At 70.0% G+C, this 25,206-nt stretch carries 21 protein-coding genes; 8 read left to right on the forward strand and 13 right to left on the reverse strand.

From position 1 onward, the window contains the following. The first annotated feature begins 6 nt into the window (after nt 1-6). Complete coding sequence (locus EJV46_RS17050) at nt 7-1,182, forward strand: alpha-hydroxy acid oxidase (protein ID WP_131549902.1); 1,176 nt, start codon at nt 7-9, stop codon at nt 1,180-1,182. A gap of 38 nt (nt 1,183-1,220) precedes the next feature. Here the strand turns inward: EJV46_RS17050 and EJV46_RS17055 are convergent, their stop codons facing one another. Continuing rightward, nucleotides 1,221-1,583, reverse strand: a complete 363-nt coding sequence (locus EJV46_RS17055; RefSeq protein ID WP_240782613.1) for a cupin domain-containing protein — start codon at nt 1,581-1,583, stop codon at nt 1,221-1,223. Between the two features lie 98 nt (nt 1,584-1,681). Between EJV46_RS17055 and EJV46_RS17060 the strand changes: the two genes are divergently transcribed. Both EJV46_RS17060 and EJV46_RS17065 read left to right on the forward strand, forming a co-directional pair. Next, nucleotides 1,682-3,973, forward strand: coding sequence for a xanthine dehydrogenase family protein molybdopterin-binding subunit (locus EJV46_RS17060; protein ID WP_131549903.1), 2,292 nt, complete (start codon nt 1,682-1,684; stop codon nt 3,971-3,973). Nucleotides 3,974-4,059: 86 nt separating this feature from the next. Then, complete coding sequence (locus EJV46_RS17065) at nt 4,060-5,013, forward strand: tripartite tricarboxylate transporter substrate binding protein (RefSeq protein WP_131549904.1); 954 nt, start codon at nt 4,060-4,062, stop codon at nt 5,011-5,013. Between the two features lie 21 nt (nt 5,014-5,034). Here the strand turns inward: EJV46_RS17065 and EJV46_RS17070 are convergent, their stop codons facing one another. Then, nucleotides 5,035-6,345 (reverse strand): NtaA/DmoA family FMN-dependent monooxygenase, encoded by a 1,311-nt coding sequence (locus EJV46_RS17070; protein WP_240782614.1) that lies wholly within the window; start codon nt 6,343-6,345, stop codon nt 5,035-5,037. A 151-nt stretch (nt 6,346-6,496) separates the two neighbouring features. Further along, nucleotides 6,497-7,369: an amidohydrolase gene (locus tag EJV46_RS17075; RefSeq protein WP_131549905.1), complete on the reverse strand. Its 873-nt coding sequence runs from the start codon at nt 7,367-7,369 to the stop codon at nt 6,497-6,499. Between the two features lie 75 nt (nt 7,370-7,444). On the opposite strand from EJV46_RS17075, the gene EJV46_RS17080 reads away from it, so the two are divergent. Further along, on the forward strand, nt 7,445-8,197 hold the full coding sequence (locus EJV46_RS17080) for an SDR family oxidoreductase (protein ID WP_131549906.1): 753 nt from the start codon (nt 7,445-7,447) through the stop codon (nt 8,195-8,197). A 458-nt stretch (nt 8,198-8,655) separates the two neighbouring features. After that, nucleotides 8,656-9,288: a hypothetical protein gene (locus EJV46_RS17085; protein ID WP_131549907.1), complete on the forward strand. Its 633-nt coding sequence runs from the start codon at nt 8,656-8,658 to the stop codon at nt 9,286-9,288. A gap of 162 nt (nt 9,289-9,450) precedes the next feature. Here the strand turns inward: EJV46_RS17085 and EJV46_RS17090 are convergent, their stop codons facing one another. The 4 genes from EJV46_RS17090 to EJV46_RS17105 are packed head-to-tail and all read right to left on the reverse strand — an operon-like array spanning nt 9,451 to nt 13,669. Further along, nucleotides 9,451-10,623 carry an FAD-binding oxidoreductase gene (locus EJV46_RS17090; protein WP_131550145.1) on the reverse strand — a complete coding sequence of 391 codons (1,173 nt, stop codon included), beginning with the start codon at nt 10,621-10,623 and terminating at the stop codon, nt 9,451-9,453. Between the two features lie 38 nt (nt 10,624-10,661). Further along, complete coding sequence (locus EJV46_RS17095) at nt 10,662-11,465, reverse strand: crotonase/enoyl-CoA hydratase family protein (protein WP_131549908.1); 804 nt, start codon at nt 11,463-11,465, stop codon at nt 10,662-10,664. Nucleotides 11,466-11,480: 15 nt separating this feature from the next. After that, complete coding sequence (locus EJV46_RS17100; protein ID WP_131549909.1) at nt 11,481-12,521, reverse strand: acyl-CoA dehydrogenase family protein; 1,041 nt, start codon at nt 12,519-12,521, stop codon at nt 11,481-11,483. Nucleotides 12,522-12,532: 11 nt separating this feature from the next. Further along, nucleotides 12,533-13,669: an acyl-CoA dehydrogenase family protein gene (locus EJV46_RS17105; RefSeq protein WP_131549910.1), complete on the reverse strand. Its 1,137-nt coding sequence runs from the start codon at nt 13,667-13,669 to the stop codon at nt 12,533-12,535. A gap of 181 nt (nt 13,670-13,850) precedes the next feature. On the opposite strand from EJV46_RS17105, the gene EJV46_RS17110 reads away from it, so the two are divergent. Beyond that, the gene (locus tag EJV46_RS17110; protein ID WP_131549911.1) at nt 13,851-14,540 is read left to right on the forward strand and encodes a hypothetical protein; all 690 of its coding nucleotides are present in this window, start codon (nt 13,851-13,853) and stop codon (nt 14,538-14,540) included. Nucleotides 14,541-14,573: 33 nt separating this feature from the next. Here EJV46_RS17110 and EJV46_RS17115 read toward each other — a convergent pair whose 3' ends face one another. The 4 genes from EJV46_RS17115 to EJV46_RS17130 all read right to left on the reverse strand — a co-directional run bounded on the left by EJV46_RS17115 (nt 14,574) and on the right by EJV46_RS17130 (nt 20,303). Beyond that, nucleotides 14,574-15,896, reverse strand: coding sequence for an APC family permease (locus EJV46_RS17115; protein ID WP_131549912.1), 1,323 nt, complete (start codon nt 15,894-15,896; stop codon nt 14,574-14,576). Between the two features lie 71 nt (nt 15,897-15,967). Next, nucleotides 15,968-16,633, reverse strand: a complete 666-nt coding sequence (locus tag EJV46_RS17120) for a hypothetical protein (protein ID WP_131549913.1) — start codon at nt 16,631-16,633, stop codon at nt 15,968-15,970. After that, entirely contained in the window at nt 16,630-18,018 is a 1,389-nt protein-coding gene (locus tag EJV46_RS17125; RefSeq protein ID WP_131549914.1) for an alkaline phosphatase PhoX, read from the reverse strand. Before EJV46_RS17125 ends, EJV46_RS17120 begins: the two co-directional genes overlap by 4 nt. Beyond that, nucleotides 18,015-20,303, reverse strand: a complete 2,289-nt coding sequence (locus EJV46_RS17130; protein ID WP_131549915.1) for a molybdopterin-dependent oxidoreductase — start codon at nt 20,301-20,303, stop codon at nt 18,015-18,017. Before EJV46_RS17130 ends, EJV46_RS17125 begins: the two co-directional genes overlap by 4 nt. A gap of 114 nt (nt 20,304-20,417) precedes the next feature. Between EJV46_RS17130 and EJV46_RS17135 the strand changes: the two genes are divergently transcribed. Next, on the forward strand, nt 20,418-21,812 hold the full coding sequence (locus EJV46_RS17135; RefSeq protein ID WP_131549916.1) for an aspartate aminotransferase family protein: 1,395 nt from the start codon (nt 20,418-20,420) through the stop codon (nt 21,810-21,812). A gap of 13 nt (nt 21,813-21,825) precedes the next feature. Then, nucleotides 21,826-23,004, forward strand: a complete 1,179-nt coding sequence (locus EJV46_RS17140) for a hypothetical protein (protein WP_131549917.1) — start codon at nt 21,826-21,828, stop codon at nt 23,002-23,004. A 71-nt stretch (nt 23,005-23,075) separates the two neighbouring features. Here the strand turns inward: EJV46_RS17140 and EJV46_RS17145 are convergent, their stop codons facing one another. Next, the gene (locus tag EJV46_RS17145; protein ID WP_131549918.1) at nt 23,076-24,710 is read right to left on the reverse strand and encodes a CTP synthase; all 1,635 of its coding nucleotides are present in this window, start codon (nt 24,708-24,710) and stop codon (nt 23,076-23,078) included. Between the two features lie 113 nt (nt 24,711-24,823). Next, on the reverse strand, nt 24,824-25,144 hold the full coding sequence (secG, locus tag EJV46_RS17150) for a preprotein translocase subunit SecG (protein ID WP_131549919.1): 321 nt from the start codon (nt 25,142-25,144) through the stop codon (nt 24,824-24,826). Between the last annotated feature and the right edge of the window lie 62 nt (nt 25,145-25,206).

Below are 25,206 nucleotides of genomic sequence, written 5' to 3' on the forward strand. Positions count from 1 at the left end.
CACGTCATGAAGCTGAACGCCGTCGTGAACGCGGAGGACATGCGCGCGCTGGCCCGATCCGCGCTGCCCAGGATCGCCTTCGACTTCATCGACGGCGGCGTGGCGGACGAGGAAGGCCTCACCGAGAACCGCGCGGCCTTCCGGCGTCACAAGCTGGTTCCGCGCTATCTCGTGGATGTCAGCCGGCGCGACCAGACGGTGGAGATCTTCGGCAGCCGCTATGCCAGCCCGATCGGCATCTCGCCGATGGGCATCGCCGGCTTTTTCCGGCCCGGCGCCGACCTCATGCTCGCCAGGGCCGCGGCCGAGGCCAACATCCCCTACATCATGTCCAGCGCCAGCTGCGATTCGATCGAGCGCGCCATGGCGGTGGCGCCGGACACGACCTGGTTCCAGATCTACGGCACCAGGGACCCCGCGATCGTCGAGGATCTCGTGCGGCGCGCGACGGCGCTCAGGGTCAAGGTGCTCGTGCTGACCATCGACACGCCGATCATCGGCGGGCGCGAGCGCAACATCCGCAACGGCTTCACGCGGCCGATGAAGCTGACGCCCGGCATCGTCCTGCAGGGGCTGCTGCGCCCGCGCTGGACGCTGGGCTTCCTGAAGAGCGGCGGCGTGCCGGTGATGGAGAACTGGAAGCCGTACAGCGCGCGGAAGGACGCCAACTCGGTCGCCGACCTCTACGGCGCGCAGACGCCCGCGCCGGGGCAGACCTGGGAGGTCCTGCATCTCGTCCGCCGTCTCTGGAACGGCCCCCTGCTCGTGAAGGGGGTCCTCCACCCCGAGGACGCGCTGCTCTGCGCCGAGGCCGGAGCCGATGGCCTCATCGTCTCCAACCATGGCGGGCGGCAGCTGGACAAGGCGCCGGCGCCCCTCGACGTGCTGCGGGACATCAGGGCCCGTGTGGGCGACCGGCTGGAGCTCATCGTCGATGGCGGCGTCCGCCGCGGCAGCGACGTCGTCGTGGCCCTGAGCCTTGGCGCGCGGATGTGCACCTTCGGCCGGCCCGCGATGTTCTCCGTCGCCGGGGCGGGCCAGGCCGGCGCCGCGAAGCTGCTGAAGCTCATGCGCAGCGAGATCGACATGACGCTCGCCCAGATCGGATGCACGTCACTGGACGATCTGGGCGCGCATCGGCTGGCTTCGGCAGCGCGCGACGGGCAACCGGATCTGCCGTAAGGCCCCGCGCGCCGCCCTTTGGGAAGCGCCGCTCCGCATCAGCCTTGCCCCGGCGCCCGCTCCCGAGGCGGCATGTGGACGGCGAGCCAGAGCGTGTCCTTCCCGGGCTCCGTCCAGGCGACACGATGCCGGCAGCCCGCCGGGAGGATGGCATAGTCCCCCGCCTCCAGCCGCCGCTCGCCGCCATCCGCGAAGGCCAGCACCGCGGCGCCCGAGACCAGCAGCACGAACTCGTCCCAGCCCTGCTCGTACCAGAAGCCCGACGGGCTCGCGGCGCCGCGCGACAGGACCCGCTCGACCCGCGCGCCGCCGGGCGCGGTCAATAAATCCTGGAAGCACTCGTCGCCGGCCACGGGGCGCGGGCCGCCCTCCGCGAGCCGGCCGAATCGCGGCATGTTCATGGGCTGCATCCTCCCTGCCTCCCGGCTGATTTCGCGCCGCACAACTTGCCCATTCCTTCAGGGACCAACATCTTTCCCCGGACAGCAGGATGACACGAATGGACACGGAATTCGGGCGTTTCGGCAGTGGACGGGCGGTGCGGCGGGTCGAGGACCGGGCGCTTCTCGCCGGCGAGGGCCAATTCACCGGCGATTTCGCGCCCCAGGGCGAGACGCACCTGGTCTTCCTCCGCTCGCCGCACGCGCATGCTCGGATCGTCTCGATCGACACCGCGCCGGCGCTCGAGGTGCCGGGCGTGCTGGCGGTGCTCACCGGCCAGGAGCTGGCCGCCGCCGGCGTGAAGCCCATGACCGTCTCCGTCCCGTTCAAGCGCCCGGACGGCGCACCCCTCCAGGCCGAGGCGCAGACCCTGCTGGCGACCGGCGAGGTCCGCTTCGTGGGCGAGCCCGTCGCGGCCGTGGTGGCCGAGACCATGGCCGCGGCGCGCGACGGCGCCGACGCCATCTGGGTCGAATACGACGAGTTGCCCTCGGTCACCGTCATAACCCGGGCGGCCGAAGACCCCGCCCGCATCGTCGCGCAGACCCGCTACGGCGACCCCGCCGCCGCGCAGGCCGGCTTCGACCGCGCCGCGCATGTGGTCGCGGTGGAGATCGCCAACCAGCGCCTCGCCCCCGCGCCGATGGAGCCGCGCGTGGTGCTGGCCGAGCACGACGCCGCCACCGGCCGGCTCACGGTCCGGCTGAGCAGCCAGATGCCCTCCACCGCGCGCGACCAGCTGGTGGACCTGCTGAACCTGGAGAAGGGCAGCCTGCGCGTGGTCATCGGCGATGTCGGCGGCGGCTTCGGCATGAAGACCAACCTCTACCCCGAGGATGCGGTGGTGGCCTTCGCCGCGCGCAGGCTGGGGCGTCCGGTCAAGTGGGCCGCCACCCGCATCGAGGATTTCCTGTCGGCCGTGCACGGCCGTGATGTCGAGAGCCAGGCGGAGATGGCGCTGGACGCCGACGGCAAGGTCCTGGCGCTGCGCGTGCGCGGGCTGGCCAATGTCGGCGCCTATCCGCGCAATTCCGGCATCGCCATCCAGCTGCTGATCGGGCCCTGGGTGTCCACCAGCATCTACGACATCCAGACCATCGACTTCACCTTCACCGCGCTGATGACCAACACGGCCCCGACCGGCGCCTATCGCGGCGCCGGGCGGCCGGAGGCGATCTACATCATCGAGCGGCTGATGGACGTGGCGGCGCGCAGGATGGGCCTCGACCCGGCCGAGCTGCGCCGGCGCAACATGATCGGCCCGGAGCAGATGCCCTACCGAAACGCCATGGGCCAGACCTATGACAGCGGCGCCTTCGCGCAGATGCTCGACCAGGGGCTGGAGCTCGCCGACTGGGGCGGCTACGAGGCCCGCGTCGCCGCCTCGGCCGCCCGGGGCAAGCTGCGCGGCCGCGGCCTCGCGACCTTCCTGGAATGGACCGGCGGCAATGCGCTGGAGGAACGCGTGACCGTCGCCGTGAAGGGCGACGGCGGCATCGAGATCTACGCCACCACCCAGCAGATGGGCCAGGGCATCGCGACCTCCTATGCCCAGCTCGCGGTCGACGTCTTCGACGTGCCGCTGGAGAAGATCACCATCGTGATGGGCGATTCCGACCGCGGCACCGGCTTCGGCAGCGCCGGCTCGCGCTCGCTCTTCACAGCGGGCTCGGCGGTCAGCGTCGCCTCGGGCAAGGCGGTGGACGAGGGCAAGGAGCGCGCCGCGGAGGCGCTGGAAGTCGCCGTGGCGGATGTCGAGTACCAGGCGGGCCGCTTCCGGGTCGTCGGCACCGACCGGGAGATCGGCCTTTTCGAGGTCGCGGCGAAGCAGCCTGAGGGGCGGATCTTCATCGATTCCACCACCAAGGTGGACGGCCCCACCTGGCCCAACGGCTGCCATGTCTGCGAGGTCGAGATCGACCGGGACACGGGCGAGATCGACGTCGTCTCCTACGTCTCGGTCAACGATGCCGGGCGGGTCGTGAATCCGATGATCGTCGAGGGCCAGATCCAGGGCGGCGCGCTGCAGGGCCTCGGCCAGGCGATCTGCGAGCAGATGGTCTACGATCCCGAGAGCGGGCAGCCGCTCAGCGCCAGCTTCCAGGACTACTGCATGCCGCGGGCCGACGTGCTGCAGGCCGGCTATGTCACCGCGCTGGACCAGACCGTGCCCTGCCGGACCAACCCGCTCGGCGTGAAGGGCGTGGGCGAGCTGGGCACCATCGGCGCCACGCCGGCGCTGGTGAATGCCGTGGCCGATGCGCTGGCGCGGGAGGGGCGGACCGCCCAGGCGGACAGGCTCCAGATGCCGCTGACCCCGCCGAAGGTCTGGGCGCTGCTGGAGGGGTAAGGCCGCCCCTGCCGCAGCCCCCGCATTCGTCTAAGGTCTCGCGACCGGACGAAGATGCCGGGCGCGAAAGCTGCGGAGGAACGGCGATGACCTTCAACAGGCGATGCCTCATGGCAGGCGCGGCGGCGAGCCTCGCCGCGCCGCCGGCCCTGGCCCAGACCTGGCCCAACCGGCCGATCCGGCTGGTCATTCCCTTCCCGCCGGGCGGCGGGACGGATATCTGCGGGCGTATCCTCGGCGCCAGGCTGGGCGAGGTGCTCGGCCAGCCGGTGGTGGTCGACAACCGCGCCGGCGCCGGCAGCATGATCGGCACGCGCGCGGTCGGCCAATCGCCGCCGGACGGCTACACGCTGCTCTTCAACGGCACCTCCTCCATCGTGCGGGACGGCTTCGATCCGCGCTCCGCGGTCCACCACGTCGCGCGCGCGGCGATCACCCACAACATCCTGGTGGTGAACCGGACGGTGCCGGTCGCGGACGTGCCGGCGTTCATCGCCTGGCTGCGGGCGCGGCCGGGGCAGGTGAATCACGGCACGGCCGGGCCGCTGACCTCGCAGCATCTGGCGGCGGTCATGTTCGACCTGCTGGCCGGCACGCGGATGGAGAACGTGCATTACCGCGGCACGGGCCCGTCGGTCGCGGGCATCCTGGGCAACGAGGTCCAGGTGATGTTCGGCTCGTTCAGCGCGGTGTTCCCGCTCGTGCAGGAGGGGCAGCTCAGGGCCCTGGGGACGGCCTCGGCACGGAAATCGATCGTCCTGCCGTCGCTGCCCACCATGGGCGAGTTCCTGCCCGGCTACGCCGCCGAGCTGACCTATTCCTTCTGCACGCCGCTCGGTACGCCGGCGCCCATCGAGCGGCGTCTCGAGGAGGCCGTGCGGCGCGTCCTGGCCGATGAGAACACGGCGCGCGCCATGGCCACGAATGGCTTCGAGCCCTACTTCGAGAGCGGCGAAAGCCTGAACGCCTCGATCGACCGCGACATGCGCCGCTGGGCGGATGTCCTGCAGCAGGCGGGGATCCGGCTGGACCAGCTCTAGCCCAGCCGGGCCAGCTTGATCTCAGCCCGCGTTCAGCAGGTTCTCCCGCAGCGTCCGCCCGGCATATTCACGGCGGAAGACGCCGCGGCGCTGCAGCTCGGGCACCACCATCCGGCCGACATCCTCATAGGTGATCGGGAAGGTGGTCGGCGGGATCACGAAGCCGTCGCAGGCGCCCGAGCGGAACCAGTCCTCCATCACATCGGCGATCATCTCCGGCGTACCGGCGAGCTGGCCGCGCGCCTTGCGGGCCGCCTCGGCATAGCTGATGCCCTCAGCCTTCGCCCGCTGCGTCATGCGGTCGCGCGAGCCTTGCGAGCCGCTGGCGCCAGCGCGGCGCTCGGCCTCCTCGGGGCTCGGCACGTCGCTCAGGTCCACGCCCAGCAGGCCGGAATTGGAGGCCATCACCAGCTCGGGATCGACCAGCGATTCCACGAAGGCGGCCTTCTCCCTCGCGATGGATTCGGTCTCGCCGACCACGACGGAGAGCGTGGGCAGGATCGCGACATCGGCGCGCGAACGGCCATGCTTCGCCAGCCGCCGCTCCATGTCGGCGCAGAACTCGATGCCGTCCTCCTTGGTGGCCACGGTGCAGAAGATCATCTCCGCCCAGCGCGCCGCGACGTCGCGCCCGCGCGGGGAGGAGCCGGCCTGAAGGATCACCGGCCGCCCCTGCGGCGTGCGCGGGATGGAGAGCGGCCCGCGCGTCTTCACATGCGGCCCGACATAATCGACGTAACGGATCTTTTGCGCATCGGCGAAGACGCCGCTCTCGCGGTCGAGCACCAGCGCATCCTCGTCCCAGCCGTCCCACAGGGCGCAGCAGGCTGCCAGCACGTCCTCGGCGCGGTCGTAGCGCAGGTCCTTGTCCGGCAGCGCCTCCATGCCGAAGTTCCGCGCCTCGGCATTGTAGGAGGAGGTGACCACGTTCCAGGCCACCCTGCCCTTGCTGATCAGGTCCAGCGAGCCGAGGCTGCGCGCGAGCTGATAGGGCTCGTAGAAGGTGGTCGAGAGCGTGGCGCCGAGGCCGAGATGCGTCGTCACGCGGGCCATCAGCGGCAGCACGATCATGGGGTCGAGCAGGCTCGCCTGGCCGCCGCGGCCGATATAGTCGGCGAAGGTCTGGCGATAGACGTCGGGGATGCCCAGGCCGTCCGCGAAGAAGCCGCAGTCGAAGCGGGCATGTTCCAGCAGCCGGGCCAGGTTCTCCCAGCGCGAGGGCTCCCAGATGTCGTCGAGCGGCGCGGCCGGGTGGCGCCAGCCGCTGGCGAAGCTCGCGGTGGGGCCCGTCTTCAGATAGGCCACGAGATGCATCTTGCCCGGACGGCTCACGCGCAAAGTCTCCTCAGATCCGACGAAGGTCGTGGTCCGTGCTAGCACCGCGCCCGCCGAGGGTCAGGACGGGCGCGGCCCGCCGATCACGTCCGGGAGAGCGCGGCTGATCGATCCTTGGGCATGAAGCTGCGCGCTTCCTGGGCGAATTTCAGAAGCGGTAGAGCTCCGCCGGATTGGTGACCAGGATCTTCTCCCGCGTCGCCGCATCCGGCACCCAGTCGAAGAGCCAGTCGAGCAGCATGCCGTCATCCGTCATCTGCTCCGGGGTCTCGAACTGCGTGTGCGGCCAGTCGGTGCCCCAGACGCAGCGCTCCGGCGCCGCGGCGACGAAGCGGCGGGCGATGGGCGCGAGATCGTCATAGGGCGGCTTGCTGGAGCGGTAGCCGCTGATCTTCACCCAGACATTGCCGCTGTCCAGCAGGCGCAGCGCGGCCTGGAGCTCCGGGCTGTCCGGCCCGTCGGCCGCGTCCACGCCCGCCATGTGGTCCAGTACCAGCGGCACGGGGAGCTTCGCGAGCTGCGGGGCGAACTGCGTCAGCGGCGGGCCCTTCACGTAGAGCTGGAGGTGCCAGCCGAAGCTCGCGACTCGCCGGGCCATGCTCTCGATCTGCTCCAGCGGCGTGCCGTTGCCGCTCACCACGTTGAAGCGGAGCCCGACCGCGCCCTCGTCGGCCAGCCGCTGCAGCTCCTGCGGCATGGTACCCTCGTCCACCACCACGACGGCGCGGGCCGTGTCGCGGCCGAAGCGCGCGACGGCGTCCATGGTGACGCGGTTGTCGGTGCCGTAGACGCTGGCCTGCACCACCACCCGGCGGTCGAGGCCCAGGGTGTTCGCCATGTCGAGATAGTGGTCGATCGAGGCGGGTGGCGGCGTATAGGGCCGGGCCGGGCTCATCGGGAAGCGGTCGTAGGGGCCGAAGATGTGGAAGTGGCTGTCGCAGCTTCCGGGCGGCGCCTTCTCGCGCGGCGGGCGCGTCTTCGCGTTGGCGGGGACGCAGGTGAATTCGAGATGCGTTTCCATGGGGTGAGATTGCGGGGATCGCCGGCCCGACGCAATCTTGCGCCGCAACGGAACCTTCCCTGGGAGAGAGATGACATGACCGGAAAAGTCGCGGTGGTGACAGGCGCGAGCACGGGCATCGGGCGCGCCTCGGCGCTGGGCCTGCTGAAGGCGGGCTATCGCGTGGCGCTGGTCGCGCGGCGGCAGGAGGCGCTGGACGAGACGGCGCAGATGGCCGGCGCCAATTCCGGCAACGCCATGCCGGTCGCGACCGACGTGGCCTCGCCCGAGGGCGTGGCCAAGCTCTTCGCCGCCGTGAAGTCGAAGTGGGGCCGCTGCGACCTGCTGTTCAACAATGCGGGCATGGGCGTGCAGGGCTTCCTGCTCGAGGACCTGCCGGTGGAGAAGTGGCTGCAGGTGGTGAACGTGAACCTCACCGGCTCCTTCCTCTGCGCGCAGCAGGCCTTCCGGATGATGAAGGAGCAGACTCCGCAGGGCGGGCGCATCATCAACAACGGCTCGATCAGCGCGCATACGCCCCGGCCGGACAGCGTGGCCTACACCGCCACCAAGCACGCCATCACGGGGCTGACGAAGTCGCTGATCCTGGACGGGCGGAAGTACAACATCACCGCCGGCCAGATCGACATCGGCAATGCGGCGACCAACATGACGCAGCGCATGACCAAGGGCGTGAAGCAGCCGAACGGCGAGATGCTGGTCGAGGCCACGATGGACGTGCAGAACGTGGCCAATGCCATCGTCTTCATGGACAGCGTCACGCCCGAGGCCAACGTGCCCTTCCTGACGGTCAAGGCCTCGCTGATGCCGTGGGAAGGGCGTGGCTGAGCCGCGGCCTTTGGATGAAGGTGCAGGAAACGAGTTTCCTGCAGGGCTTGGCGCCGAAGGGGAGACAACCGAGGGGCAAAGCCCCTCGAAGGTCAGGTCAACTGATCGTAATGTCCGCCGATACTCGCTGCAGGGACCGCAGGTTCGGGCGGTACGTGTTGTCCCACCGGAAACCCTCCAGCGGGCTTTTTGTGTTCTGGAGCGAGCCGGACTGAACCCCTACTGAATTAGCACGCTCATCCGCCGCCAATTCTCCAGTACCCCACTCCCGCCCGGACCGATCACTCTCCGTAGCACTGTTGATCTCCAGCTCGAAAAAGCTGCGGGGCATCAGGGACATCTCGTAAGAGGCAGCTTGGCCCAACGGCGCTCCTCGACCCCTCGGATGACATTTGGGGGTGGATATCAGTGGCGATTACGGCATAGACTGGTAGTATTCCCAATACGAGAGGTCACCCGTGAGCATTCTCATTCCTCGCGGCCTCTTAGCGGCGACTGGTGCTGTTTTATTGCTTGCAGGGTGCGCTGCGCAGAATGCAGCCGATCCTGTTGCTAGGACAACAATTGCAAGCCAACGAGTACCCGGCTTTTCGTGCCCACCTGCCGGAGCAGTTGTATCATATGGCCAAGTAACTCGAACCTACCAAGGCTCAGATCCGACGGACCCTGTGATATGTGTTTCGTCCGATCAATTCGGTGTGATCCACCGTCGAATGTACGATTTTTATGAACTTGGCCATCCATCTGACACTATTATTCGTTCAGCCATGCAATCATTGTACCCAATGGCCGCTGGAAGGCAATCGGAATTTTCTGTTTTTCTTACAGGACAAAGCGGTCTATCTCTGCCATTCACCGAAAGATACCGCGTCGAAGGAGAGGAAAAGGTAGTTATCGGAAATCGAGAGTATGATACTTGGATCGTAAGCCACATTCGAAATGGTGGAGGTCCGAGCAACTTTATGGGAGAAGATATTTACTGGATAGATAAAATAAATGGAATCCAATTAAAAAGAGTGATTCGGCAATCATTAGGGGCGGTAGCGGTCAGAAGAAATTTTACAGCCTCCAGTGTAATAATGGGGAATTAATGTAATAAGTGCGAGCCAGCGAGGCTGTTTCTTGGAATTTAGTATCCAATCAGCGCGCGTTTGCAAAGGATGGGTATCCGCCACCCAGAGCATCACCCCGCCAGCGGACGAATAAATAAATCGGCCGGCACTTGGATTAGGCGCCGATTTATTAGGTGGCCATCAGTACACCAGCGCCTCGCGAATCGGCCGCTCCGCCGCAATCCGCTCATATCCCAACGGCGAGAGATCGAGCGACACATAACGCCCATGCAGTAGCAGCTCCGCCACGCCGCGACCCGTGGCCGGCGAATGCATCACGCCATGGCCGGAGAAGCCGTTGGCGAAGAGGAAGTTCGTCACCTCCGGATGCGGGCCGATCACGCCGTTGTGGTCGAAGAGGTTCATCTCGTAATGCCCCGCCCAGGCGCTCATCAGGCGCAGGCTTTCCAGGGCCGGGATCCGGTGCGCCAGGGCGGGCCAGACCTTTTCCTCGAAGAGATAGTGGTCCGGCTCGAAATCCTCGCCCGGGTCGGGATCGCGGTCCTCGTCGGGCAGCGCGCTGCAGATGAAGCCGTCGCCCTCCGGCCGGATCGCGATGCCGGAGCTGTCGAAGACGAAGGGCAGCCCCTTGTTGGGCAGCGGCGCGCGGATGACGAACATGGTGCGCTTGCGCGGCCAGACGGGAAGCTCGCAGCCCGCCATCGCGGCGACGCGGCCGGCGAAGGGCCCCGCGGCATTCACCACGCTGCCGCAGGACCAGGCCGCGCCGCTCGCCAGCCGCACGCCCTCGATCCGGCCAGGCGCCAGCTCCAAGCCGGTGACCTCCTCGTCGATGAACTCAACGCCCCTGCGCTTCGCCTGGACGCGCAGCAGGCGGAGCAGCATATAGGCGTCGAACCAGCCCTCCCCCGCGAGGCCCAGCGTCGCGCCCGCCAGATCCTCCACGTTCAGCCAGGGAAAGCGACGCGCCAGATCCTCCGGGTCGAGCCAGGCGATGTCCGATCCCAGCTGCCGGAAGGTCGCGTGGCAGCCGCGCAGCGTCTCGACGCGCGCCGCGTCGGCCAGCAGCAGATAGGCGCTGCGCACCAGCGCGATCTCGCCCTCCTCGCCGAAACGCTCCTTCAGCCCGGCGAGGAAGGCCCAGGAGAATTGCGACATCTGCGTGCTCACCGGCGTGGTGAACTGTTGCCGGATCGAAGCGGCCGAGCGCGCCGTGGAGGCGAAACGGTAGGAGGAATCCTTCTCGAAGACCACGACGCGGCCGGTGAAGCCGAGCTCCCGCAGGAAGAAGGCCGTGGCGCAGCCGATCACGCCGCCGCCCACGATGACGATATCCGCCACCTGCCGTGCCATCGAGGGCCTTTCGCCGACGGGCACGGCCGGGCCCGCGCTCACCGGCCGGTGAAGGTCGCCTGCCGCTTCTCCAGCATGGCGCCGACGGCCTCCCTGTGGTCCTCCGTCTCCTGCGCGATGGCCTGGTAGGAGGCCGACAGCTCCAGCAGCGAGGCCAGCGACATGTGCTGCCCCTCGCGCAGCAGACGCTTGGTCATGCGCAGCACCTGCGGCGGATTCTTGGCCACGCGCGCGGCGAGTTCCTTCGCGGCCGCCATCAGCTCCGCATGTGGCACGACGCGCGAGACGAGCCGCGCCGCCAGCCCCTGCTCGGCATTGAGCGGATCGCCGGTGAAGGACATCTCGGCGGCCATGGCCAGGCCCACGGCGCGCGGCAGCAGCCAGGCGCCGCCATCGCCGGGCACGATGCCCACGCGCACGAAGCTCTCGGCGAAGATCGCCTTCTCGCTGGCGATGCGCATGTCGCACATGCAGGCGAGGTCGAGGCCCGCGCCGATCGCCGGGCCGTTGATGGCGGCGATGGTCGGCAGGTCCAGCTCCCACAGCGCCAGCGGGATGCGCTGGATGCCGCGGCGGTAGTTCTCCCGCATCTCGGCCGCGTTCTTGGCCGCCATGATGCCGGTGCGGTCGCGCATGCCCTTGAGGTCGCCGCCCGCGCAGAAGGCCGGGTCGGCGCCGGTGACGATGACGCAGCGCAGGCTGTCGTCGCGCGCGATGCGGCGGCAGGCGTCCTCCACCTCGTCGCAATCGGCGAAGCTGGAGATGGCGTTGCGCCGCTCGGGCGCGTTGAGGGTGATCGTGACGACCGGGCCGTCCTGCTCGATCTTGAGGAAGTCAGCCATGCGTCAGTTTCCTTTTTAAGCGGCCGATCCAGACCTGGCACCTTCGGTGCTGCGGTCCTCGGAGGCCTGCGGGTCGCGTGCGGTCAGGTCGGGCCAGAGGTTGGCGCCACCACGGGCCAGCGCCCCGCGGCCGATCTCCGCCGCCCAGAATCGCTCCGTGCCGCCCTCCTCGCGCCAGGACCAGAGCCGGCGCGTGAAGTGGTGCAGCTCGTGCTCCTCGGTGATGCCGATGGCGGCGAAGACCTGGTGCGCGGTGGCGGCGCCCATGGTCGCTGCCTCGCCGGCGACGACCTTGGCGCAGCCGATCTCGAAGGCGGCGCCGGCCAGGCCATGCGCGTCGGCGGCCCGCGCCGCCTGGCTCACGGCCACGCTCACCGCGGCGACCTCGCCGGCCATGGCGGCGAGCTGCTGCTGAACCGCCTGGAACTTCCCGATCGCGCGGCCGAACTGCCTACGCGTATTGGCCCAGTCCACGGTCAGCGCCAGCACCCGCTCCAGCGCGCCGGCGATCAGCGCGGCGCGGATGAGCGCGCGGCCGAGCAGCCCGGCGCGCGGCCCGAAGGCGTTCGGCAGCAGCCCGCGCGCGATGCGCGGGCCTTGCGTCACGAGGTCGCGCGGCTCGCGGCCGATATTGGCCGCCGGCGCCGCCTCCGCGGCCTCGTGCAGCGCGACGGTGCCGCCCTCCAGCACCACGAGCCGCGACACATGCCGGCCGAAGGGCACGGCGGCCCTTCCGCAGGCCAGCCCGAGCGGGCCTTCCGGCACCTCGATCCCCGCGCTCGCCAGCAGCGCCGCGCCCAGCATGGTCTCGGCGACCGGCGCCGGCGCGCCGTGACGGCCGAGCACCTGCCAGATCGCCGCGGCATCGCCCCAGGTGAGGCCGACGCCGCCGGCCTCCTCGGGGACCAGCGAAAGCGCCAGCCCCTGTGCCTCGAGCCCGGCCCAGAGCCCGGCCGGGAACTCGCCCGTCTCCACCTGGCGCAGCAGGGCCACGCCGCCCGCATCGCCGATGAGGCGGTCCACCTGCTCGATCAGGATCGCACGCAATTCGTTCATCGATGCGGCCCCTAACGCAAGCCGAGGTCGCGCGCGATGATGCCGCGCAGGATCTCGCGCGTGCCGCCGCGCAGGCTGAAGGTGGGCGCGAGCTGCGCGAGCACGCCCAGCATCTCGCGCAGTTGCGGCGACGAATCGCCGGGATCCAGGAGATTGCGCAGCTGCTCCGGCAAGGCCTGCTCGAAGAGGTTCCCCGCATCCTTCACCAGCGCGGCCTCGACCTGCGGCGATTCGCCCCGCTCCAGCATGCCGCCGACCGAGAGCGACATGCCCCGCAGCGTGGCCAGCCGCGCGACCATGCGGCCGATGGCGACCTCCGCGCCGGGCTGCGGCGCGGCGGTCAGCGCATCGAGGCCGGCCGTCAGCGCGGGGAAGGAGGAGAGGTAGCGGTCCGGCCCGCTGCGCTCGAAGCCGAGCTCGGAGGTCGCCTGGGCCCAGCCGGCGCCTTCCTGCCCCAGCAGGTCGTCCGGCCTCAGCCGCACCTCGTCGAAGGTGACCTCGTTGAAGCTGTCCTCGCCCGCCAGGTCGCGGATCGGGCGGATGGTGATGCCGGGCAGCGTCAGGTCCACCAGGAACTGCGAGAGGCCGGCATGGCGCGAGCCGCCCTCCGGCGCCGGCGAGGTGCGGACGAGGGCGATCATGTAGTCGCTCTTGTGCGCGAAGGTCGTCCAGATCTTGCGGCCGTTCAGCACCCAGCCGTCCTCGCTCCGCTCCGCCTTCGTGCGCAGGGCGGCGAGGTCGCTGCCGGCATCCGGCTCGGAGAGCCCGATGCAGAAGGCCAGCTCGCCCCGGGCGATGCCGGGCAGGATGCGCAGCCGCTGCTCCTCCGTGCCGAGTCGCAGGATCAGGGGGCCGGACTGCCGGTCGCCGATCCAATGCGCGCCGACCGGAGCGCCGGCCGCCAGCATCTCCTCCAGCACCACGATGCGTTCCAGGCTGCCGCGCTCCTGGCCGCCGTAGCGCCTCGGCCACGTCATGCCGATCCAGCCGCGCGCGCCGACCGCGCGCGAGAAGCCGCGGTCGAAGCCCATCCAGGAACGCGCGCGCGTCGCCGCCGACCAGTCGCGGCCGGCCTCGGCGAGGAAGGCGCGCAGCTCCGCGCGCAGCGCCTCGGAATCCCGCGGGGTATCGGGCAAGTCGAAGCGCATCCGGCATCCTCCTGGAGACGCAGGCTAGACGGGGCGCGTTTCGAGGGCGACCCCCCGCTCCCGGCCCGCGATCCGAGGCCCGGATGCCCTTCGAAGACAGAGCGAGCCCCGCTTCCCTTTCGCGGAAAGCCAGGCAAGAATGCAATCATAGGTTGTATTTGGACAAGGACACGCATTCCGCATGTGGTTGGAAAGCTACCTGAAGCCGGTCACGCCCGCGCATCCCCCCGTCGGGCCCCTGCAGCAGGGCGACATATTGGTGAAGGAGTCGGACGGCAGCGCCACCGGAGGCGTGATCAAGTTCGGCCAATGGCTGGTGAGTGGCGCCGGCGCCTATGCGAAATGGGCCCATGCCGGCATCGCGACGTCGGACCGCATGATCGCCGAGATGGATGGCGAGGGCCTGCAGCACCACGATCTCGCGGTGAAGAACGCCGGCTACACCTACTCGGTATTCCGCTGCAAATTCAAGAATGTCGCCATAGGCGCCGCCGAGACCGCGAATATGATGCTCGGATTCCAGAACAACAAGTCGGGTCACGTCACCTATTCGATCGGCGGTGCTGCGAAGTCCACCTTGCTCTCCACCGGGAAACTGTCCGACCGGAACCGTGTCAACGCGCTGCTGGACAAGTTGCTGGACGGCCAGGATGTAAGCTTCTTCTGCTCCGAGCACACCGTGTACTGCTACGTGGTGGCGCTGGAGCAGTCAGGCCTGCTGCCGGCCCGCTCCCGCCCCGACCTTCCTGGCCTCGGCAGCTTCTTCAGCTACGAGCCCGGCAACTACAGCCCAGCGTATCTCTACGAGATGCTCGTGAAGAACAATCGGTTCGACTATATCGGCCTCTACAAGGGCCTGCGCTGGATCTGAGGGGGCGGCGGCCGGGCCGCCCAGCCCTCTGGATCAGGGCTCCAGCAGCACCTTGCGCGGGCGCATCACCGCGAAGCCCGCGACGATCGCCAGCAGGACCACGCCCGCCAGGGCCGGGGCCCGCCAGTCGCCGGTCGCCACCCTGTTCACCAGCAGCGCCAGGCAGACCAGCGCTCCGAGCGCCGGAACGAACTGCGGGATCTCGAAGCCGCCCCGCGCCTCGCCCGGGCGGCGCTGGAGGATCAGCAGGGCCAGGTTCACGCAGGTGAAGACCGCCAGCAGCAGCAGCACCGTCGCCGAGGCCAGCTGCGCGATGTTGCCCGCCAGCATCAGCGCCGCCACGACGAGGAAGAGCACGGCCACGGCCACATGGGGCGTGCGCGTCGCCGGATGGATGCGGCCCAGCGGCTCGGGCAGCAGGCCCTGCCGGGCCATGCCATAGGCGAGCCGCGAGGCCGTGACGTAGTTGAGCAGCGCAGTATTGGCGACGGCGAAGATCGTCACGGCCACGTAGACCCATCCCGGCATCCAGGAGGCGGCGCGCAGCATCACCTCGGCCAGCGGGCTCGGGGCCGCGGCGAGCTCGCGCCAGGGCACGACCGAGACGGCCACGATCGCCACCGCGATATAGAGCGCCGTGGCCACCAGCATGGCGGAGATGATGCCGATCGGCACCGTGCGCTGGGGGTCGTGGCATTCCTCGGCGACGTTCAGCGTGTCCTCGAAGCCGATGAAGGCGAAGAAGGTCAGGATCGCGCCCTGCAGCAGCAGGCTGGCGCCAATCCCCTCCGGGCCCGGCGTCTCGAGGAGGTCCGTCATGCCGATCCAGGGCAGCCCGACGATGACGACGAGCAGGAGGCCCAGGGCCTCGACGGTCGTGCAGAGCATGTTCATCCACATGCTCTCCCGCATGCCGCGCGCGACCAGGCCGGCGATGAGCAGGAGAAAGCCCAGCGCCAGCAGGACCGCCGGGATCCCCGGCATGTCCAGCAGGCGCAGGAGGTTCTGGGCCACCACGCGCGACTGGGTGGCGACCGAGGTCAGCCCCGAGGCCATCACGGCCAGGCCCACCGTCCAGGTCAGGAGCGGCCGTTGGAAGCCGCGATGCGTGACATAGGCGGCGCCGCCCGCGCGTGGATAGCGCGAGCCGAGGGAGGCGTAGGAGAGCCCCGTCAGAAGGGCGGCGACCATCGCGACGATGAAGCCGAGCCAGACCGCCGAACCGAGCTGCCCGGCCGCCTGGCCGACCAGCCCGTAGATGCCGGCGCCGAGCATGCCGCCCAGCGTATAGGCGAAGAGCTGAAGAGGCCCGATGCTGCGGCGGAGGCCAGGCTGAGCGTCGATGTCGCTGGGCATGGCGTCTTCCCCGGATCACGATACCCTATCAACGCGGCATCCCTGGCGAAAGGTTTTCCTCACGGGAAGCCTTACCGCGCCATCGTCGCCAGCCCCGCCTCCACGCCCAGCACCGTCGCGTCCCAGACGGGCCTGCCCCCGAAGTCCGGACCGAGCAGCGGCAGGGGGAAGTTGGTGCACCAGCCCAGCAGCACGTCGCAATGCGGCGCCACGCGCCCGGCCTGGGCCTCGATCGTGGCGCGCGGGACGGCGGCGTAGGACAGGTTGTCCCGGAGGCCGAGATGGTCCTCGGCGCTGACCAGCCAGCCGCGCGCGGCGAAGGCGTCCAGTAGCCGGCGCTGATAGGCGTCGTCATAGGGCGTGACGAGGCCGAGCCGCACCGGCCGGCGCTCCATCGCCGCTTCGAGCGCGAGGCCGGAGGTGGTGGCGGGAATGCCCGTCGCGGCGGTGATGCGCGCGCAGAGGTCGCGGTCGTGGTGCAGGCCGATCACGCCGCCCTTGCTGCCGTTCCAGAGGATCACGTCCGGCCGCGCATGGCTCAGCAATTCGGCGGCCCGGAGCATGCCCTCCAGGTCGTAGCCGTCCGGGAAGGGATCGCGCCCGCCATGGACGGGGATGCGCGAGAAGATGGGCAGCACATCCGCGCGGTCGCGCAGCAGGGCCTGCGTCACCGCCTCGACCACCGTATTGCCCGAGGGCGTGATGGTGGCGAGGACCCGTCCCCCGCTGAGCCTCATCCGCGCGCGAGCGAGAGCAGCGCCGAGCGCGGCGGCACGCCCGGCTCAAATTCCGGCCAGCGCGTGGCGGGGCGGTCGAAACTCGCGCCCCGCTCGGCGCCGGGACGGCGCGCGACGGTGAAGATGACCCGCCCGTCCGGCGAGGCGGCCGCGCCGCCGATCCCGGCCGCGCGCGGCGCTCCATAGATCGGGCGCGTGCCGGCCTCGTCCATCCGCCAGAGCGTCTGCGCCGCCGGGCCCACCACGCCGTCCGTGTCCGTGCCGAGCATCAGCCCGCCTTGCGCATCGACGGACACGGTGCGGAGGGCGCCCAGCCCGCTCGTGTCGTGCCGGCGCAGCGACATGGTGGCCGCGCCCGGATCGCCGCCATCCGGCGAGAACGAGATCGCGCCCAGCCCGCCGCACAGGACCAGCCGGTTGCCGGCCGTGTCCCAGGCCAGGCCGGAGGGCGTGTCGAAGGGCGTGCCGCCGGCCGCGCGCGCGGATTCGGGCGGGTTGGAGGCATCGGCCAGCGGCACCCAGCTCAACCGCCCGCCCTGGACCTGCGCCACGCCGAGCGACCCCGCCTCCAGCGGCCCGCCCGCGGCGGCCGGGCCGCTGGAGAGGAAGCGGAAGAGATAGCCGGCCGGTCCGCGCTCAGCGACGAAGACCACCGCCTGGCCGGAGCGCGCGGCGGCGGCGGCCGCATCGGCCTTGGGAAACCGGCCGACGGCCGTGTGCTTCACGGGGATGGATTGTGGGTCGAGCGGGTCGAGCTCCACGAGCCAGCCATGGCCCTCCGCGCGGCCGAGGTCCAGGCGCCGGATCCAGGGCGTCGGGTCGCCCTCGGTCAGCAGCAGCGAGCCCCAGGGGGTGGCGCAGCCGCCGGTGACGGCGATGACGCCACGCAGCGCGCCGCCCGTCGCGGTCGCCAGGGGACCGCTGGCCCGGCACAGGTTGGCGGCGGTCAGCCGGCGCGACTGGAACCCGCCGTCGATCACGATCCAGCGGCCGGCCTGGAGCTCGACATTGAGCAGCGAGGCGCCCTGCATGGCGCCCGCGACCTCGGGCCGGTCCACGCCGCCGGGGAAGGCCATGGCGGGTTCGACCGTCGGATGCGCGATGGCCAGCACGCCGCGCGGCACGCGATCGGCGGCGAGCGGCGGGATCACGATGCCGGCGATGCGCGCATCCCAGCCGAACTGCGCCGAGGCGCCCTCCGCATCGACGCTGCGCGGGTTCCAGGGCGGGGCGTCGAAGGTGACGCGGTCGCCCCAGCGCATCAGCACGCCGCGGCGGAAGCCGGGCGCGACGCTGTCGTCCTGCAGGACCGGGAAGGCCGGCTGGGCTTCGGCCATCGCCGGAAGCAGCGCCGGCGCGGCGAGAAGCGCGCGGCGGGAGATCATGCCGGCATCTCCTCGATGGCCGGCGGGACATGCGCGCGGACGGGCGGCAGCGGCCCCGCCCAGGCCTCGATCCGGACCAGACAGGACTGGGCCGAAGGGCCCTGGGTGAGCGCCGAGCTTCCGACGTCGGCGGTCAGGACGTTCGGATTGCCGTGGACGCAGAGGCTGCCGGGCACGCCCGGCTCCAGCGGGTCGAACCAGGCGCCCGTGGCGAGCAGGACCACGCCGCGCGCCAGCCGGTCGTCAAGCCGGAGCCCGGCGAGGCAGGCGCCGCGCGTGTTGAAGACGCGCACCACCTGCCCGGCTTTCAGGCCCCGGGCGGCGGCATCCGCGGGATGGAGGACCAGCGGCTCGCGCCCCTGGATCTTATCGCGCGCGGCGATCGGCCCGGGATCGAGCTGGGAGTGCAGGCGCGTCGGCGGCTGGTAGCTCAGCAGGTGCAACTCGTCCGGCGCGGCATTGCCGAGATATTCGCGCGGCTCCATCCAGGTCGGCAGGCCGGGGCAGTCGGCATGGCCGAAGCCGGCGATGGTCTCGGAATGCAGCTCCACCTTGCCGGAGGGCGTGTCGAGCGGATGGGCCTGCGGGTCCTGCTGAAAATCGGCGAACTGCGTGAAGCCCTCGCCCCGGCCGAGGGGCGGCATCTCGACATGCCCCCGGTCCCAAAAGGCGTCGAAATTCGGCGCCTCGAAGCCCATGCGCGCGCAGGCCTGCTGCCAGCGGCCGTAGAGGTGGCGCAGCCAGGCGCCCTCGTCGCGCTGCTCGGTGAAGCGGTCGCGGAAGCCGGCGGCATCGGCGAGGTCGGCCAGGATGTCGTGGTCGTTGCGGGCGAGGCCGACGGGACGGATGGCCTGGTGCATGGCGCGCACGAAGCGGTCGCGCGAGGAATGGCCGATGTCGTTGCGCTCCAGCGTGGTGGTCGCGGGCAGCACGATGTCGGCATGTCGCGCCGCCGCGGTCCACCAGGGCTCCTGCACCACGATGGTCTCGGGATGCGCCCAGGCGCGCAGCAGGCGGTTGAGGTCCTGGTGGTGGTGGAAGGGATTGCCGCCCGCCCACCAGATCATGCGGATATCGGGCAGCGGCAGCTTGCGGCCGTTGTAGTCGAGCGTGCCGCCGGGCCGCTCCAGCAGCTCGGTGATGCGGCCGACCGGGATGAAGCTGCCGACCGGGTTGCGCGAGGCCGGCAGCGAGATCCCCGGCATCTCCCTGCGCGGATTGCCGATGCCGCCGGAGGAGCCGTAGCCGAAGGCCACCCCCTGCCCCGGCTTGCCGATAGTCCCCAGCACGGCGGCCAGCGCGATCAGCGCCCAATAGGGCTGCTCGCCGTAATCGGCGCGCTGCAACGACCAGGAGGCGGTAAGCATGGTGGGCTGGGCGAGGCAGCGCTCGGCGAGGTCGCGGATGGTGGCGGCGGGGATGCCGGTGATGCCCTGGGCCCATTCCGGCGTCTTGTCCGCCAGCGTCGGCTCCAGTTTCTCCCAGCCCACGCAATGAGTGGCGAGGAAGGCGCGGTCCTCGCGGCCGAGGCTCACGATGTGGCGGATCATGGCCAGGATCAGCGCCGTGTCGGTGCTCGGCCGGATGGGCACGAACTCGGCGGCGAGCGCCTCCTCGGTATCGGCCCGGTAGGGCGAGACGTTCACGATCCGCACGCCGGCATCGACGGCGGCGCGCATATTGGGCCCATAAGTATTGGCCGCGCCGCCCGAACAGACATAGCCGTTCTTGGCCGCCAGCCCGCCGAAGCAGAGCATCAGCCCCGCGTTCTTCGCGATGGCCGCCCAATCCGTCATGCGGCCCAGGAACACCTCGTTGGTGCCCAGGAGGTGCGGCATCAGCGCCTGCGCCGTGGCATAAGAATAGGCGTTCACCGAGAAGGTGTAGCCGCCGCCGAGGCCGAGGAAGCGCTGGAGCTGGCTCTTGGCGTGGTGGAAGCGCCCCGCGCTCGACCAGCCGTAGGAGCCGCCATAGATCGCGGCGTCGCCATGCTCGGCCCGGATGCGCGCGGTCTCCTCCGCGACGAGGCGGATGGCATGGTCCCAGCTGACGGGGACGAAGGCGTCGCCTCCGCGCAAATGGCCGCGGCGCCTTCCTTCCAGCCAGCCCTTGCGGACATGGGGCCGGTCGATCCGCGCCTCGCTATGGACCGTGGCGGGAACGGATTCGATCAGCGTCGCCGGCACCGGATCCTGCGCGAAGGGGCGGACGCCGACCAGCCGGCCGTTCTCCGTGATGGCGTCGAAGAAGCCCCAATGGGCGGCGTGCGGCTTGATCTCGGTCATGGGGCGAAGGATGCCCCCAAATCCGGCGCGCGCGAAGCAGGAACCGGCCCGGATCGGGTTCCAACGCCGGAGCCGGAGGCGTAGGGTGCAAGGATCCTGCAAGGACGCTGCCCGATGACCCCTCCGCGCAATTCCAACGCCGCCCGCGATATCGTCAACCTCCTGCATCCCTACACGGATGCCCGAGCCCATGCGCAGAGCGGCCCGCTGGTGATCACCCGAGGCAAGGGCGTGCGGGTCTTCGACGACCAGGGCAACAGCTACATCGAGACCGTGGCCGGCCTCTGGTGCGCCTCGCTCGGCTTCGACAACGAGCGGCTGGTGGAGGCCGCCACGAAGCAGATGAAGCAGCTGCCCTTTTATCACGCCTTCACGGGCCGCAGCCACGAGCCGGCGATCGACCTCGCCGAGATGCTCATCGAGCGCGCGCCGGTGCCGATGAGCAAGGTGTTCTTCTGCAACTCGGGCTCCGAGGCGAACGACACCGCGATCAAGATGATCTGGTACTTCAACAACGCCATCGGGCGTCCGGAGAAGAAGAAGATCATCGGCCGCCTGAAGGGCTACCACGGCATCACCATCGCCGCCGGTTCGGCGACGGGCCTGCCGGCCAACCACAAGCTGTTCGACCTGCCGATCCCCGGCTTCCTCCACACGCGCACGCCGCACCACTACCGCGAGGGCCTGCCGGGCGAGACCGAGGAGCAGTTCGCGACGCGCTGCGCCGAGGAGCTCGACGCGATGATCGTGCAGGAAGGCCCCGAGACGGTCGCCGCCTTCTTCGCCGAGCCCGTCATGGGCGCCGGCGGCGTGCTCGTGCCGCCCGCCACCTATTACGAGAAGATCCAGGCCGTGCTGAAGAAGCACGACGTGCTCTTCGTGGCCGACGAGGTGATCTGCGGCTTCGGCCGGACCGGCGAGTACTGGGGCTGCCAGAGCATGGGCATCCAGCCGGACATCCTGACCTGCGCCAAGGCGCTCAGCGCCTCCTTCCTGCCGATCTCGGCGGTCATGATCAACGAGCGCATCTTCCAGGGCCTGGCGGACGGCTCGGCGACCATCGGCACCTTCGGCCATGGCTTCACCTATTCGGGCCATCCGGTTCCGGCCGCCGTCGCGGTCGAGACGCTGAAGATCTACGACGAGATGAACCTCGTGGCCCATGTGAAGAAGGTGGCCCCGGTCCTGCAGGACGGGCTGCGCAGCCGCTTCGCCGACCATCCGCTGGTGGGCGAAGTGCGCGGCATCGGCCTCATCGGCGCGATCGAGCTGGTGGCGGACAAGGCCACGAAGAAGCCCTTCGACGCGGCCCAGAAGATCGGCCCGCGCCTGACGAAGATCGCCGAGGCCAATGGCCTGATCATGCGCGCCCTGCCGGGCGACGGCATCGCCTTCTCGCCGCCGCTGATCATCACGGCCGAGGAGATCGTCGACATGCTGGAGCGCTTCGGCAAGTCGCTGGACGAACTCGCGGTGCAGCTGCGCCGCGAGAGCATCGCGGCGGTCTGATCCGCCCCGAAGCATGACACCGAATTGGCCGCTGGCGGCGGCGCTCGCCGCCGCGCCCTTCGCGGTGGTGCTGCAGAACCGGGTGATGGCGCCGATCGCGCTGGCCGGCATGGTGGGCTGTGTCGTGCTGGGCTGGCTGCGGGGCTGGCGCCCCTCCGGGGTGCCGGCGCTGGCTTGGCCGGCGATCGCCCTGCTGGCCTGGATGGCGGCGTCTGCGCTCTGGGCGCCCGAGGCCGGGCGCGCGCTGGATGGCGCGGCGCGGCTGGCGATCTCGCTCGCCCTGGCCGTGCTGGCCGCGGATGCGCTGGGGCGTGAGGCGCCCTCCCCGTTTGTCGCGAAGGCGGCGGCCATCGGGTTGGCGCTGGGGATTCTCGCGGCCGGTTTCGATCATCTCAGCGGCAACCTCCTGCGCGGAACGGTGCGCGGGCTTCCGGCCTGGGATGTGACCCTTTCCTTCGGGCTGAAGAATGCGGGGGCCGTGCTGGCGCTGCTGCTGCCGCTCGGCGTCTTCGCCCCCTCGCTGCCGGCCTGGCCGCGCGTGGCGCTGGGCCTGATCGGCGGCGCCGTGGTGTTGATATTGCCCGGGGACAGCGCAAGGCTGGCCGTTCTGGCCGGTCTCGGCACCGGGCTGGCGGCGCAATTCGCGCCGCGGCTGACGCGGCGGGCCCTCGCGGCCGGCATCGCGGCGATGGTCCTGGGCCTGCCCTGGGTGCTGAATGCGCTCCTCCCGCTGGATGCGGGCGGACTGCCGCCCTCGGCCGCGCATCGCCTGCTGATCTGGGATTTCGTCTCCGGCCGGATCGCGGAACGCCCGCTTCTGGGCTGGGGCATGGAGGCGAGCCGCGCCATACCGGGCGGCATCGGCCATGCGAGCGCGGCGGTGCTGGCGGAGTTCGGCCTGACCGCGCAGTCGGGCTGGTTCTCCTCCGCCCAGCTTCTGCCGCTGCATCCGCACAATCTCGCGTTGCAGACCTGGCTGGAGCTGGGGGCCGTAGGCGCAGCGCTGATGGCGCTGCTGCTCGCGATGCTGGCCCTGCGGGCCGAGGGCGGTGCCGCCAGCGGCGCCTATGCTGCCGGCCTCGTCATCGCCATGCTGAGCTACGGCGCCTGGCAATACTGGTGGGTGGCCGCGCTGCTCCTGGCGGCGGTCGCCGTGCCCCGGATTCGATCGGCCAGCGCTTTGCCATCGTGATCGCATAGGGCGAAGATCGCCCTGGATTGTTCGGGGTCGCCGGCCAGGTTTCCCTTGACCGGCGAAGCGCCTCACACCAGCCGGGCCTGCTTCACCGCCGCGCCCACGAAGCCCGCGAAGAGCGGATGCGGCTCGAACGGCTTGGACTTCAGCTCCGGATGGAACTGCACGCCGATGAACCAGGGATGGTCCGGGTACTCGACGATCTCCGGCAGCAGCCCGTCGGGCGACATGCCCGAGAAGCGCAGGCCGGCGTTCTCCAGCCGCTCGCGATAGCCCACATTCACCTCGTAGCGATGGCGGTGACGCTCCTCGATCCGGCCCGAGCCATAGACACTGCGGACCAGCGAATCCTCGGAAAGCACGGCCGGATAGGCGCCGAGGCGCATGGTGCCGCCCAGGTCGCCGCCTTCGGAGCGGGTCTCGCGCTCGTTGCCGCGGGTCCAGTCGGTCATCAGCCCGACGACGGGCTCGGCGCAGGGGCCGAACTCCGTGCTGGACGCGCCGTCGATGTCGAGCAGGTTCCGCGAGGCCTCGATCACCGCCATCTGCATGCCGAAGCAGATCCCGAAGAAGGGGATCTTCCGCTCGCGGGCGAATTTCACGGCCTCGATCTTGCCGGCCGTGCCGCGCTCGCCGAAGCCGCCGGGCACCAGGATGCCGTGCACCCCGTCGAGACGGCGGACGACCTCGCCCTCCTCCTTCTCGAAGATCTCGCTGTCCACCCAATCCAGCTTCACGCGCATGTTGTGCGCGATCCCGCCATGGGCGAGCGCCTCGTTCAGCGACTTGTAGGCGTCCAGCAGCCCCGTGTACTTGCCGACGACCGCAATGGTCACCTCGCCCTCGGGCGAGGCGATGCGCTCCATGATGCCGTCCCAGCGGCCCATGTTCGGGTCGCCGTAGATGCTCAGGTTGAAGTGCCGCAGCACCTCGCGGTCCAGCCCCTCGCGGTGGTAGCTCGAGGGCACGGCATAGATGCTCTTGGCGTCGTAGGCAGGAATGACGCTCTCGGGCCGGACGTTGCAGAAGAGCGCGATCTTGCGGCGCTCGTTCTCGGGAATCTGGCGGTCGCAGCGGCACAGCAGGATCTGGGGCTGGATGCCCATGCCCAGCAGCTCCTTCACGGAATGCTGCGTGGGCTTGGTCTTCAGCTCGCCGGCCGAGGGGATGTAGGGCACCAGCGTCAGGTGGATGAAGAGGCTGCGCGTCGGGCCCAGTTCGTTGGCGAGCTGCCGGACGGCCTCGAGGAAGGGCAGCGACTCGATGTCGCCGACCGTGCCGCCGATCTCGACGAGCACGAAGTCGTAGCTGTCGGTGCCCGCGACGACCGCTTCCTTGATCGCGTCGGTGATATGGGGAATGACCTGGACGGTGGCGCCGAGATAGTCGCCGCGCCGCTCCTTGGCGATCACCTCGGAGTAGAGGCGCCCCGTGGTCCAGTTGTCCGCCTTGTTGGCGTGGACGCCGGTGAAGCGTTCGTAATGGCCGAGGTCGAGGTCGGTTTCCGCCCCGTCATCGGTCACGAAGACCTCGCCATGCTGATACGGGGACATCGTTCCCGGATCGACGTTGAGATAGGGGTCCAGCTTGCGCAGGCGAACGCGGTAGCCGCGCGCCTGCAAAAGGGCCCCGAGGGAAGCCGCTGCGATGCCCTTGCCAAGCGAGGAGACCACGCCGCCGGTGATGAATACGAACCGCGCCATGGGAGTTCGTCTTAGCGATACAGGCGGCGCCGGAACAACCCCCCTTCGGCGCAACCCTGCCAAAGCGTTTCAGGCCGGACAGGCTAGTCCGGCCGAGTCGCCCGGCGGGCGTCTCAGTTCGTGGGCACGGCCGGGAGCGCGGGCACGGCCGGGGCGGTGGCGGCCGGCGGGGGCGCGGCGTCGAGGATCGAGCGGCTCTGCTGCGAGGTGCCGCGGTGCAGCAGCGCGAGCGCCAGGGCCATCACGAAGAAGATCGTGCCCAGGATCGCCGTGGTGCGCGTGAGCAGGTTCGCGGTGCCGCGGCCGCCCATGAAGTTGCCCATCCCCTGGGAGGAGCCGATGCCGAGGCCGCCGCCCTCGCTGCGCTGCACGAGGATGACCCCGATGAGCGCCAGGGTGACGAGGAGGAAGACGATGAGGAGGATGGTGGACATGGTTGCGTCCCTCTACCCCCTTGAGGCGTCCAAGGCCAGAGTGAGGTTGACAGGGAAGAGGA

The sequence above is a fragment of the Roseococcus sp. SYP-B2431 genome (assembly GCF_004336745.1).
Taxonomy (GTDB): domain Bacteria; phylum Pseudomonadota; class Alphaproteobacteria; order Acetobacterales; family Acetobacteraceae; genus Roseococcus.